This window comes from Pseudomonas sp. PDM26 (assembly GCF_019219185.1).
GTDB lineage: Bacteria > Pseudomonadota > Gammaproteobacteria > Pseudomonadales > Pseudomonadaceae > Aquipseudomonas.
Map to the genome: position 1 here is coordinate 45,662 of NZ_JAHUWC010000006.1, position 12,590 is coordinate 58,251.

12 protein-coding genes and 2 pseudogenes are annotated in these 12,590 nt (G+C 58.6%); 5 read left to right on the forward strand and 9 right to left on the reverse strand.

The window, feature by feature from the left end:
- Positions 1-419: 419 nt before the first annotated feature.
- Complete coding sequence (locus KW849_RS13475; protein ID WP_218429837.1) at positions 420-659, forward strand: hypothetical protein; 240 nt, start codon at positions 420-422, stop codon at positions 657-659.
- A gap of 1,029 nt (positions 660-1,688) precedes the next feature.
- Here the strand turns inward: KW849_RS13475 and KW849_RS13480 are convergent.
- Positions 1,689-2,339, reverse strand: a complete 651-nt coding sequence (locus KW849_RS13480; protein ID WP_218429838.1) for a hypothetical protein — start codon at positions 2,337-2,339, stop codon at positions 1,689-1,691.
- A 1,219-nt stretch (positions 2,340-3,558) separates the two neighbouring features.
- Complete coding sequence (locus KW849_RS31335) at positions 3,559-3,777, reverse strand: hypothetical protein (protein WP_109787213.1); 219 nt, start codon at positions 3,775-3,777, stop codon at positions 3,559-3,561.
- Between the two features lie 287 nt (positions 3,778-4,064).
- On the opposite strand from KW849_RS31335, the gene KW849_RS13485 reads away from it, so the two are divergent.
- From KW849_RS13485 to KW849_RS13495, 3 genes are all read left to right on the forward strand, one after another.
- The gene (locus KW849_RS13485; RefSeq protein WP_218429839.1) at positions 4,065-4,253 is read left to right on the forward strand and encodes an AbrB/MazE/SpoVT family DNA-binding domain-containing protein; all 189 of its coding nucleotides are present in this window, start codon (positions 4,065-4,067) and stop codon (positions 4,251-4,253) included.
- A 406-nt stretch (positions 4,254-4,659) separates the two neighbouring features.
- A complete protein-coding gene (locus KW849_RS13490; protein WP_218429840.1) occupies positions 4,660-5,016 on the forward strand; it encodes an XRE family transcriptional regulator in 357 nt (118 codons plus the stop codon).
- Positions 5,017-5,219: 203 nt separating this feature from the next.
- Complete coding sequence (locus tag KW849_RS13495; RefSeq protein WP_218429841.1) at positions 5,220-5,669, forward strand: antitoxin Xre/MbcA/ParS toxin-binding domain-containing protein; 450 nt, start codon at positions 5,220-5,222, stop codon at positions 5,667-5,669.
- A gap of 60 nt (positions 5,670-5,729) precedes the next feature.
- On the opposite strand, the gene KW849_RS13500 is transcribed toward KW849_RS13495, so the two are convergent.
- Both KW849_RS13500 and KW849_RS13505 read right to left on the reverse strand, forming a co-directional pair.
- On the reverse strand, positions 5,730-6,062 hold the full coding sequence (locus KW849_RS13500) for a hypothetical protein (RefSeq protein ID WP_218429842.1): 333 nt from the start codon (positions 6,060-6,062) through the stop codon (positions 5,730-5,732).
- 422 nt (positions 6,063-6,484) lie between these two features.
- Positions 6,485-6,894 (reverse strand): annotated as a pseudogene (locus tag KW849_RS13505) (IS5/IS1182 family transposase); the annotation flags it as partial.
- Between the two features lie 212 nt (positions 6,895-7,106).
- On the opposite strand from KW849_RS13505, the pseudogene KW849_RS13510 reads away from it, so the two are divergent.
- A pseudogene (locus KW849_RS13510) lies at positions 7,107-7,310 on the forward strand (antitoxin Xre/MbcA/ParS toxin-binding domain-containing protein); the annotation flags it as partial.
- 371 nt (positions 7,311-7,681) lie between these two features.
- On the opposite strand, the gene KW849_RS13515 reads toward KW849_RS13510, so the two are convergent.
- The 5 genes from KW849_RS13515 to KW849_RS13535 all read right to left on the reverse strand — a co-directional run bounded on the left by KW849_RS13515 (position 7,682) and on the right by KW849_RS13535 (position 12,579).
- Entirely contained in the window at positions 7,682-7,903 is a 222-nt protein-coding gene (locus tag KW849_RS13515; RefSeq protein ID WP_218429844.1) for a hypothetical protein, read from the reverse strand.
- 609 nt (positions 7,904-8,512) lie between these two features.
- A complete protein-coding gene (locus tag KW849_RS13520; protein ID WP_218429845.1) occupies positions 8,513-9,904 on the reverse strand; it encodes an aldehyde dehydrogenase family protein in 1,392 nt (463 codons plus the stop codon).
- 61 nt (positions 9,905-9,965) lie between these two features.
- A complete protein-coding gene (locus KW849_RS13525) occupies positions 9,966-10,781 on the reverse strand; it encodes a CoA ester lyase (RefSeq protein WP_218429846.1) in 816 nt (271 codons plus the stop codon).
- Entirely contained in the window at positions 10,778-11,620 is an 843-nt protein-coding gene (locus KW849_RS13530; RefSeq protein ID WP_095966582.1) for a MaoC family dehydratase N-terminal domain-containing protein, read from the reverse strand. Before KW849_RS13530 ends, KW849_RS13525 begins: the two co-directional genes overlap by 4 nt.
- Before the next feature lie 14 nt (positions 11,621-11,634).
- A complete protein-coding gene (locus KW849_RS13535; protein ID WP_218429847.1) occupies positions 11,635-12,579 on the reverse strand; it encodes an electron transfer flavoprotein subunit alpha/FixB family protein in 945 nt (314 codons plus the stop codon).
- Positions 12,580-12,590: the final 11 nt, after the last annotated feature.

The window sequence follows — 12,590 nt, forward strand, 5'->3', positions numbered from 1 at the left end:
GATAGGCGGTACGCCGAGGAGAAGCGTGGCCACTCTGATCAACGTGAGTGGTACCTTTGGAGCAACGAGCGTGGGTTCGGGAGAAGTCCCAAGGCGGTCCGCTCATGCCTCAACGCCTGTCGGGAGTAGACGTTCGTGATTCACATCGAGAGCCGCGATGAAAGGTAAGCGCAAAGTCAAAACGAAAAAATGGCAGGTCGCTGAGCAGTTCAAGGCCGCAGCGCAGGCGGCGCTCAGGGCGCGCTCGGCACGGGCGAATCGATTCTTGGACGCCGCCTTGTTGGCGGGTAGAGACTTGGAACCGGTCGGATTGCTGGCGGGAACCGGCCCACGACGTCCGCCCCATTTCACCAGTGCAGGCGACCAGTAAAAGTTAGTCCCAGGTACTGGCAACGTAGCGTCCTCCATTGCAGGGTGCGTTGCGTTTCGCCCAATTGAGTAGAGAGCAGTCGCTTAATGCCTTGTTGCTGCTCAAGGTGGACGCGGAGTTCGTCGTGTTGTTGAGTGACAGCCCGAAGCTGTTTGTCGAGTTGGGGCGTGTGCTGTTGTTTGGTCGTGAGCTACCGGATCAACGCTTCATAGTCACGATTGAGCAGGACGAGCGTTTCCTGGTTGGCTGTGCATTGCGCCTGCACGTGGCGCAACTCCCCGTTGAGTAACTGCAGCTGGTGTCCGTGTTGCCGCATCAGTTGCTTGCGCAGTGCCTGACCCGGGTCCCGGTATTGCCCAGTTGCACCCGCACCGTATCGATGTTCGGATGCGGCCCCCGACTGCGCACACCGTGTAGGTGTCCTGTACCAGCGTCTTGTTAATGCCACCGTGGGCTATGCTCCACCACCCAACATTTGCGTGCAGTGTCACGCGTCATGTAATTACAGACTATGAACCCTCCCTGGTTATTGTGTCGCAGGCGTCTGCTGGTACGGGGTAACTCGGGGTTACCCCATGTCAGGCGATTTTTTCAGCATTTGGCGCGGAACCCCCTTACACCAGCCATCCTCCACCCCACGGGGGGCCGTGTTCGGCCGGGGTTGCCAGCCGTGGGTCTCACGTTCAGCGTAGTTCGATTTGGCCGGTGGATGGCGGCGGGGGACTCACTGACCGCGGGCCGTCAGCGCCGAGGGGCGGTGACAGAGGGGGCAGAGGCGGGCGGGACGGCGAAGCCACCCGCTCTGACCCAGGGGCTAACGCCCAGACGGGAGCCGACGTGTCCGTGTTCAGCGGCGCTGGTGCACCGCCAGCAGGTCAACGCGTCTGCCACGCGACCCAGGATGGCGGCGGCGGTCGAAGCCGGTGATCGGGAGTCATAGCGCGAGGCTGGCCGAGCGCTGCACGGGCTAGCGGCAAGCCCGCCGCCGAGTGATTTGTTGTCTGGTTTTTAGCGGCACACGGACCGCGCCTGCCGTGTCAATCACGCCGGTGAGGTGACGGCTCGGGGGCTCCACGCACTGAGGGCATGCCCTGCCAGCTCGGCCGAGGGACTTCTGGCCCTCACCACCATGGGCGGTGGGTCCCCGCGTATAGTCGCTGGCGGTGTGTGTGTTGCCCAATGTTCGAGGCTGCGTGGCGCTGCGCGGCGGTGTCGAGGAGCTGACGACCGTCAGTCACCCGCTCACGCCTTCACCAGCCTGCTTTTGCTACCGCAGACAACCATCACGTAGCTGCCTGCCTGGTGCGCGATGGCGGAATTAGCCATGCAGTGGCCCCGTAACTTCTTCTTCCGCCGCGCTGCGCACACGCTCCGGTGACGATCGCAACAAGTCTTTCGGACGGTTGTCGTCCAACCAGTGATTGCTCGAAGCGAACCAGAACGCCATGCCCCACGCGTCCTTTTTTTGGCTTAGCACTTTGACCACCGCGGTGAATTCAGGGGTGGGTAGCTGTTTCGTTGCGTCCCCAAACGCGAACACTGGAAAGTACTCCTGGCGCCGGTCGCTCACACTGATGAGACGGCCGTCGCGCCGCCACGCCCGGAGGCCGGCGGCGAGCGCTGCCGGCTCGAGCCCGGTGAGTTGGGACAAAACCGCCGCCGTGACCCAGTCGCCATCATGCAGGATCAACTGCCGCGCATCTGCCAACATGGCCGCCTCCCTGAACAAGGTGCGCGGGTTCAGCGAGCCGGGCGCGCCGAGGTCTGAGGCTGGCGCCGCAGAATCGGCTGCCAGGGGCAGGGCGTTGAGAAACACACGGTTCAAGACCTCGAGGCAATCGAGGTACACCTCTGTGGCGTGCCTGCTCATGGCGGGCAGTTCGATGTGGAAGTGGCTGCCGTCCGCCTGTTCAGGCGTCGGCGCGTGCCCGTCTGAACCGCCGTAGACCTCGATTTTCGTTGCAGACATGCTGCCTCCTAGAACACCGGCGATGAGGTTTGCCGATCGTATCGAACGATAGGCGTTTTGCCGTGCCGGGTGCGTTGGCGCTGACGTCAAGCCGACACCGGCCAAAGCGGCGAATGAGTAGTCGGCGGCCCCTGACCTTGACGTCACCCGGTGTTGGTCGGTCTGGCCCCGAATGTTGGCGCACCACCGGAGGGCACTGCCCAGGCCAACGAGGCGAACCACCACCGTTCGCTCGCCATCGACGCTGGGAAAGTGTCTATGGATGTTACTGCGTCAGTCGCGGCCACGACGCACTTTTTGTCACTGTCCGACTGACGTCGCTTTTTATCGAACTGGGCACCCCCCTCCGCTGGCGCAGTCGAGCTGACCGGGTGGCCCGTTAGTCCAGGCTGCATTCGCCGTCCGTACAATCGGTCGCGTCGGACACCGGCCGCTTGGCTGCTTTGCGGGGCGCATGATGCTTGATCAGTCAGTACGGCGTTTGGGAGGTGCTGGGCTGGCGGTGGGCGTCGGGTGGCGTGGCCATACGGTGTTTGAAACGCGCGGGGAGGCGAGCAAAAAAATGTGAAGGCTATGAGTCTTGCATGTTTGGCACGCAGGCCGGTAAGCCTTGTAGGTGCTGAGGTGTGCTCAGAACGAGATGTGAAATAAAATGTAAAGCGTGTAGCGGCATCCAGCCGCTGCTTCATCGCCACATTCGTCCGAATCCCTGGCGGGTATTCCAGTAGCCTGCGCGGTAGCCCGACCATAGCGTCACCCACCACGTCATTGAGCGAATGCCTAGAATTTTAGGCGCAACGACAGGTTTAACCCGGTAACGTTTAGCATGCCAAGCGTTATCCGTCCGCAGACTCGGTGTCGTTACTCTAGTTGTTGGGGCTTACCGTCGGTGCGCAACGGTCGTCACATGGCGTTAAAAGGCTACTCTGTATCGAGATCTGGTCAGGGGGATCGGTCATGCGCACCACCTACAGCAAAAGCTAGGTCCGGCGTCGGATGCGTCGCCTTCTGGTGTTGGTTGCACAAGTACAGAGATTCGTCATCACCTTGCAGGGGAACGCGGCTGCCTGTTGGTACAGGTCGAAGCACCAGGGCGTACAGCTTGTAAATGGGGGGGCGGGTGGAATGTAATCTCCCACTCCCCAAAGAATCCCATTTTTTCCCCTCACTACATTGGGACTCGCTATTGAAGGATGAGTAGCAGGGCGTTAGATGATGCCTATAACTGCCGTAGTCTCATGATGGCGTCTGTGATGCCTTGAGCATTCTTGTCCAGCGTTTCCATGGCCGCAATTGCGTTAGCGGCAACACTCCCCACTCCATTCTCAGAGAGCCACTTGGTCACCTCTTCAATAGCTGCACATATGGCGTGCTGGTTGTGCAGGAGCAGCGTGAGAGCGTCTGCTGTGGCTATATTCGTTTCAGAGTTATCTGGCATGGGCATCGTCGTTGAGTAACCGGTGCGGGAAGACTAGCTGAACTCGCCGCTGGCTGGAGCCAACCTCTCCAGATCCGCTGACACCTGGGTAATTGCATTGACTTGACCACCCACTTGCATTCGACCTAACCAGCCACTTGTCCTGGATTTGGCCCGCCCCCTTAGCAAACATGACCAGCAGTGAACGGTGAGAGAACGTCCTAACCAGTCAGCATCACGATTCAACTTGCGAAGAGATTGCGAGCATAATGAATCGTCCCCGCCAAGACTAAAGTGTGAGTGACGTCATGACCCAAGCCCAACGCTGGACAGTGAAGTGCCAAGATCCTTCGGATGGAAGTGGCGACGTCATCATTGACTTGCCGACTGAACTACTCGCCAGTTTAGGACTGAACATCGGTGATGTGCTGACGATTGAAGTGATCGACGGTGCGATAGTTCTGACGCCGAAGTCGAGCGACTCAGCAACACTCTGAATCTAGCCCGCGCGCTTCACCTAATCTTCAAGCAGGCGTAAACGAACAGCACATCTCAGCGGCAACGATTGAGCATGAGTGGCTAGCGGCGACAAGGTCAATTCACCCTTGAAGTGGGCGATTCAACCGGTGTGAGAAACCAAGATTCTCAAACCTCATCGCCGTTGGCGGGCGGAAAAGCGCGATGCCCAGCACGCCCGAGGCCAAGCGGGGCGATTGGCAGCTTCTTAATGTCCGCCCAGTGAGTGTAGGCGGTGAGCCTTACAATGCAGGCCGGGAGGTATATGGCCGTGGTTTGCGGAACTCAGCAGGGGCACCGAGCCGGCGGTTGCTGTTTTGCTGTGCTGTCTAGAATTACTGACGTAAAGTACGAATATGCCAGTTAATGTCTAGGAAAGCAGACGCTATGCGACTTCGCGCACAATCCGACCAAGTCCTCGCCGCCACCGTCGGGGCACACCTGCAAACGCTGCGGTTGAAGAAGAACATCAGCCTCGAGGCCGTCGCCGAAAATGCGGCGATCAGCCGTCAGACCCTGCATGTGTTGCTCAATCAAGGCAAAGGCACCTTGATCAATCTGATCGCCGTTTTGCGCGCCCTCGGTGAGCTGGAGCGCCTGAGTTCGTTGTTGGAAGAGGTGCGGCCCAGTCCGCTACAAATCCTGCGGATGGAGGGCAAAAAGCGACGGCGCGCCTCTGGTTCTCGTATTGCCTTCGAGGCGGAGGCGGTTCACTCCAGCAAAAAACAAAGCGTCGACTGGTGATGAATATCCCTGTGGTCAACCATCGATGCTTGGTTGGTGAGGTGGGCTGTGGCCAACGGAGGTCTTGCAAATCGGCTTTTCCTTCACGGCGGATTTGACGTTGTCCGGTGCGGCCGTTGACAGGGCTTGGCGAGCAGCCCATCTTTTCAAGCAGTGAAAGTCACTGGATGCTGAACAGACCATGGCAAGTCAAAAGGCGACCTATGTTGGCTGAATTGCTGCCCAAACCGGTTTACCGTAACTATCGGCTGCGTCTGGAAATGTCACTGCAAATCGCCATCGACGCTTCAGAGCAGGAGATCCACGAGCTTATCGCGGCGGGATTCACCGCCGAGAGAGTCCAAATGCTTCGCGAGTTGGGCGGATACAGCGCGACAGCGCTGAATCAGATTATTCCGCTAGGCACCCTCAATAGTCGATTGGCTCGCAGTCAGCGCTTAAGCCTGAGCGAGAGTGATCGTTTGTTCCGGTTTGCGCATGTGACAGCCATGGCCGAGGCGCTGTTTGGGGACGCCCAAAAAGCCCAGCGTTGGCTGAGTAAACCTAAGCAGTGCTTTGCATGGCAACAGCCCATTGCTCTGCTGTCCACTACTCAGGGCACTCGTTTGGTCGAGGAGCTGCTGATTCAGGTAGCCGAAGGGTTGGCCTTGTAAAAGGGCAGTCCAGGTCATTGGTAGAAGCGCTGACGCATAATGGCGTGTTAAGAAGTCACGCTACATCGGCTTTACAGAAACCACTTCCACAAATCGAAATTTCTTCCTGGCTACCTTGGTCGCTTCTTGCTCTGCTAGAAGCGTACTCAGCGTATCCGCCTCATGGACCATTTCATGCATCTTGCCCTCAAATTCATTGCCGACCCGCAGCGTGACTTTTAACCTCGGCGTGAACGCTTTCACGATCTTCTTTTTCTCCACCGCGTTTGCTGATTGTGGAGTTGCGATGTCTGAGTTGGTGTTTTGCACGGGTAAGGCTGGAGCCTCAACGAGGGGCTCTGAATCGCCAAACAGCGCTCGGCGCATCTCTTCTTCGGTCAGTTTTTCGATCATGCAGGTTCTCGTAAGGCTGTCATGTGCAGGCGGTCTGATTCTATCAGCATGATCGGTCTCTATAGCGGCGAGTCTCTGGGACAAAAAGCTGAATCTACCTTTCACCGATGGCGTTACCTGAGCGACCTCAATGCAGTCATCCAGCTCTTCGGCCATAGTCTCATGGCAACCAGGCAGTTCGATCCCTTTCGCTGATTACGAGGATGAGCGCGAGGAATCGCCGGGGGGGGCAAACCGATGATGGCGTTCAGCTGATTTGGTGGGGCGTTGCTGCGAGCTACAGTCGTGAAGAACTTCGCGAATAACTGCTTCCAAACGTCGATGCGCACAAGGGTGGGGGATGTTTCGTTTGCAACCCCACCGCCGAGTTATCCGGTAGATGTCGGTACCCGTGGTCAGTTATCGATCTAGCCAGGAAATGCTTCATGGGCAACGATTAAATGGTGCTGAGTATCGACCGCTGTCTGCACGTTGTAGCCAACGATTCCTGTGCCGCGCGTCATCATGGAACGGGCGTCTGGATCGGTCAGTGAGACCTGATTATCCGGCGATTCATTGAGCTGGATTTCGATCGATTGAAGCTCCTTCATTTGGGTTTTGAGCTTGGCGATTTTCTCCTCTAGCCGCACGGCGCTGTGCTCGGAAGCTGTTGGCTCTTTCCGATCGGCAGCATCAAGTGCCGCCAGTAACGATTGATACTCGATTCAATTTCTTCCATACGCCGTTTCAGTTTAGCGCTGGTGAAATTGCGGTCGCGGTTGTTGACGGCTTTGAATTTACTGCCATCAATGGCGACCAGATTTTCTCCAAACAGTCCCAACTGCTGCAACAGTGTTGGCGCTGATGCGATTTTGACCCAGGCTGCCAGAAGTCATTGACCTACCCGAGTACTCAACAAAAGATGGCCTTGCGGGTGATTTCAGAGGCAGCATTTGAGTCAGTCAAAATCAGCAGCCTGGATCAAAATCGCATCAGCGCCAACACCCAGACACCAGATCATTTCGCTTATTATCCGGCCACGCGGTTGGCTCGCGGTCGGCGCCTGAGCGTGATCGCTTGTTCCGTCTTGCACATGTGACGGCAATGGCCGAGGCGGTGTTTGGCGACGGCAAAAAAGCCCAACGCTGGCTTAGCAAACCCAAGCAACGCGTTGCGATGGAACAACCTTTTGCACTGCTCTCCACCAGCGAGGGCACTCGCCTGGTCGAGGAAATGCTGATTCAGGTGGCAGAGGGGCTGGTCTTGTAAGGCCGCGCGTGAAGCCTTTGACCGGTGCTCCGATTTACGACCGTCTTGGCCGGCCAAGACGCTGGCGATCAAGGACGGATAGTGTTACTGGCTTGTCATGACGTACGTTAGGGCCGTGGTGCGCTAAGTTGATTCACGAGCGTCAGTCGCGGGGCGCTGAGGCGTTTTTTTGGGTAGAACTAGACATTGTTCGGGGCAAGCTGCAGCTCGGTTGCGTGATGCGGTTCGGCTGTTCCGATGATCTGGCGCCGTAAGTCACCCTCTCGCTCATCCAGTTTTTTTGTTTCCGTCACTGCAGGAAACTGCCCTCGGTCAGGTGGTTTTATCTGGTAGCCAAAACGTACCTGCTTGCCTCGTGCACGATCTCAGGACTAGCCATCCAGTTGCCACGCAATCTCTTCTTCAGCCGCGCAGCGCACGCGTTCTGGTGTCGATCGCAGCAGGTCTTTGGGGCGTTCACCTCCCAAGAGGTGATTGCTCGAGGCGAACCAGAACGCTATGCCCCAGTTGTCCTTTTTTTCGCTCAGCACTTTGACCACCGCGCCGAATTCGGCGGTGGGTCGCTGTTCCGTTGAGTCGCCAAACGCGAACACTGGAAAGTACTCCTGGTTCCGGTCGCTCAAGCTGATGAGGCGGCCGTCGTGCAGCCAAGCCCGCTGCAGTGACCCAGTCGCCGTCTTGCAGGATCAACTGCCGCGCCTCCGCCAGTATGGCCGCCTCCCTGAACAAGGTGCGTGGGTTCAGCGTGCCGGGCGCGCAGTGTTGGCAGGGAGGCACGGCCATTGGGGGAATGTTTTGGAAAGCAAGGTAGAGCAATCGCATACGGCCTCAAGAATCTGAGCCTTGTATACCATAGGACCACACCAACGAATGGCGGCATCAATCGGGCGATAAACAGTTTCTCCAGCTGATTGCAGCCTTGGGGGGGGGTACATATTAGCGGCCGAGGGGGCAGATCCACTAGGTACGTTTTAGAGGCTTGTACGGGCCTAAGCTTCCTTGCGCTGGCTGTCCTTTGAATCGATGTATTGGAAAGTTGTCACCTTGATAGTGGTAGAGGAGGAGTGCATCACGAGGATTGTCGTGCACGGCTGCTCGACAATCCTCATCATTATGCCGTCGACCGAACATACCTATCGTTCAAAGGTGGTTGCAGCGTTGGGATGTCGATTGAGCCGGCAAACATTGCATTGTCGATACAATCAACATCTGTCCAGCCACACCGTTTGCGCATTGCAGAATTCGCGAACCCCGAAATGCGACAGCTCCCGGCCGAAACCGCTTTTCTTCACGCCGCCGAAGGTGACACGTGGGTCGGTTGCGCAATAGCCATTGATGAACACACCGCCGGTTTCCAGTTCGCCCGCCAGCTTATGGGCAAGCTCGACATCGCGAGTGTAAATGGTTGAGGCGAGGCCGAACTCACTGTTATTGGCCAGCTCTAGCGCGTGGGCTGCATCGCGCGCGGTGATGATCGAGGCCACCGGCCCAAACAACTCCTGTTTGAACGAGGTCATCCGGTCGGTGACATCTGCGAATACGGTGGGCTCATAAAAGTTGCCAGGGCCCTCAGCCTTCTTGCCGCCCATTAACAATGTCGCGCCTTCTTCCAGAGTCTCCTGGACCTGACGATCCAGCTCATCACGAAGATCGAAGCGAGCCATGGGGCCGATGTAGGTGTCTGTGGCCAATGGATCGCCGACGACCAACTCGCGGGTGGCTTCGACGAACTTGCGGGTGAACGCCTCGACAATGCCTTGCTCGACAATCAGGCGTTTGGCGGCCGCGCAGACTTGCCCGGTATTCTGATAGCGGCCGATGACGGCAGCTTTGACCGCTTCGTCGAGGTCGGCATCGTTGAGCACAATGAACGGATCGGAGCCGCCCAATTCCAATACACACTTCTTCAAGGCTGCTCCGGCTTGTGCGCCAATGGCCATGCCGGCGCGAACACTGCCGGTGAGCGTCACCGCGGCGATGCGTGGATCAGCGATTGCGGTCGAGACGCCGTCCGGCATGACATTGATGACTTCGAAAACACCTTCCTCAAAGCCTGCGCGTTTGAAAGCATCCTGCAGCAGATAGGCGCAGCCCATCACGTTGGGCGCATGCTTGAGGACGTAAGTGTTGCCAGCGATCAGCGCTGGAACCGCGCCGCGAAGCACCTGCCAGATGGGGAAGTTCCACGGCATCACGGCGAGAATCGGGCCCAGTGGGCGATATTCGATGCGCGCCTTACCACCCTCGACCTGGGTGGGTTCGGCGGTCAGCATGGCGGGGCCGTGTTCGGCGTACCACTCGCAGAGCTGCGCACATTTTTCAATTTCACCGCGCGCCTGTGTGGTGGGCTTACCCATTTCCAGGGTAATCATGTTTGCCATCGTTTCTGCATTGCCGCGTAATGCTTTCGCTAGGGTAATCAACGACTGCGAACGTTCTTCTGCAGGTTTGCTGCGCCAGAGGGAGAACCCGGCAGCGGCGCGTGAAAGGGCAGCCTCCAGTGCCGACTCGGACTCGAATGGGTAGTAGCCGATCTGCTCGCCATTGGCAGGGTTGATCGAAATGGCATGGGTGAGGCTGGAGACGTTAGTCATGACACTGTCCTGCGAAATGTGAATGAAAGTGCAGCTTCAGAACAAAAGTCTCGCCGTTTAGTCAAGTCGCGCGCGCCAGGATGGAATGCGCGCGACCGATGACCGGTGCATCGACCATTTGCCCGTCCAGCACGAACACGCCTTCACCTGAATGGGCTGCGTCGACAATGCGTTGCGCCCAGAGAAGCTCTTCAGGGCTGGGTTTTAACGCCTGATGGATGATTGCCACTTGGCTCGGATGAATGCACAACGCGCCGCCAAAGCCCATGTCGCGGGCAAATTGAACGGTGTTGTGCAGGCCAGCGGTGTCCTGGATTGAGGGGAAGACACCGTCCAGAGCCGGGGCCAGTCCGGCAACCCGTGTGCAGAGCAACACGGCGTAGCGGGCGTGGCTGAGAATCTCTTCGGCAGCACGGCTGCCGGCGGTCAGGTTCAGATCCAGGCCCAGGTCGAGGCTGCCGAACGACAAGCGTTCAATGCCTTTCGCACCAGCAATCGAGCTGAGTGCCGCCAAGCCTTTGGCGCTCTCGATGATCGGCCAGATCGGTTTACCGGTGCTAAAGGCGGTGGACACCTGCGCCGCGCTTTCTGCTTTGGGCAGCAGAATGGCGGTCACGCCGGCATGCCGACGGCAAAGATCCAGGTCCGCAGTGTGCGCCCAGTGCTCCGGGGCATTCACCCGAACCAACACCTGAGCTTCGGGGTGTTCACTCAAGAAACGTTCAAGGTTATCCCGGGCCTCCTCTTTGAGGTTTTCCTGCACGGCATCTTCCAGGTCGACAATGACTCGGTCCGCGCCGCTGGCGATGGCTTTGGGGATGCGCTCTGGACGGGTGGCCGGCACAAACAGGGCGGAGCGAACAATCGATGGACTCATGGTGTTTCTCCCTGGCTGAACTCGACTTCACCGATCTGCGCGGTGCCGTCCTGATTGCCTGCCCAAACCTCAGCCTTGCCTGGCTCGATCACCCGGCCGCCGACTTCGAACGGCTGAGGCGAAATCAGTGGCCGCACACCACGGAAACTGAAGCGCTTGAGGGTTACCCCAGGGTGTGCGCGCAAGAACGCGCGCAGGTTCAAGGTGGCGATCAGCGGGCCGTGCACCACCAGGTCCGGATACCCTTCGGTCTCGGTCACGTACGGCCAGTCATAGTGAATCCGGTGGCCATTGAAGGTCACCGCGGAATAACGAAACAGTAATGTTGCACTGGGAACTACCGGCTCGCGCCACTGACCGGCCGCCAGTGGTTCGGTGCCGCCAAGCTTGGGTGGGGTGGGTTCGCGGTAGACGATGTCCTGCTCGTCGACCAATGCGCACTCACCCTCCTGGAAAAACTCATGGCGCACGGTGACGAACAGCAGCGAGCCGGTGCGTCCGTGTTTCTCCTCGACCTTGAGTATCGTTGAGAGGCGATCGACCTGGGCTTCGACGCGCAAGGGGCGGTTGAACGTTAGCCGGCTGCCTGCCCACATGCGGTTGCGGTTGTCCGCCGGCGGCAGGAAACCACCGCGCGCCGGATGGCCGTCCTGGCCAAGTCCGTCCTCGGCAACCGGCTCCTGGAAGAATGCCCAATGCCACAGGGGCGGCAGCGTTTCACCAGGTTGCGGTGCAGCTTCGCCGAGTGTCGCGGCAATGCGCTTGACCAAGTTGTAGCTAATCTGGTCGTGGCTTTCTTCGACTCGGCCGATCCAAGCAGAAATATCAAGGTTGCTCATGGCGTTTACTCCTTTCAGACCACCGAGGTGAATTCTGGAATGGCTTCAAACAGATCTACTACCAGGCCGTAATCGGCCACCTGGAAGATCGGCGCTTCTTCGTCCTTGTTGATCGCAACGATCACCTTGGAGTCTTTCATGCCGGCCAGGTGCTGGATCGCGCCGGAGATACCGACGGCGATGTACAGCTGTGGAGCAACGATCTTGCCGGTCTGACCGACCTGCATGTCGTTCGGAACAAAACCTGCGTCGACCGCGGCGCGCGAAGCCCCCACGGCAGCACCCAGCTTGTCGGCCAGGGCGTACAGGTGTTTGAAGTTGTCGCCGTTCTGCATGCCGCGCCCGCCCGAAACGACGATCCTGGCAGCGGTCAGTTCCGGACGATCGGACTTGGCCAGTTCTTCGCCGACGAAGCTGGAGATACCAGCGTCGTGGGCAGCAGCAACCGCTTCAACAGCAGCCGAACCACCTTCAGCGGCAACCGGGTCGAAACCGGTGGCACGCACGGTGATCACTTTCACTGCAGCGTTCGATTGAACGGTAGCGATGGCGTTACCGGCGTAGATCGGGCGCTTGAAGGTGTCAGCGCTTTCTACCGAGATGATCTCGGAGATCTGGTCAACGTCCAGTGCAGCGGCAACGCGCGGCAGGATGTTTTTGCCGTTGGAAGTGGCGGCAGCCAGGATGTGGCTGTAGCCCTTGCCCCCTACTTCTTGAACAAGAGCGGCGACCAGTGGAGCAACGTTTTCCGGCAGTTGGTGAGCGTAGGCAGCGTTATCGGCTACCAGCACTTTAGCCACCCCAGCGATTTTCGCAGCAGCTTCAGCCACGGCACCAGCGCCCTGGCCTGCAACCAGAACGTGGATGTCACCACCGATTTTGGCGGCGGCAGCCACAGTGTTCAGCGTGGCCGGAGCCAGCACTTTGTTGTCGTGTTCGGCGATTACCAAGATAGTCATGATCCGGCTCC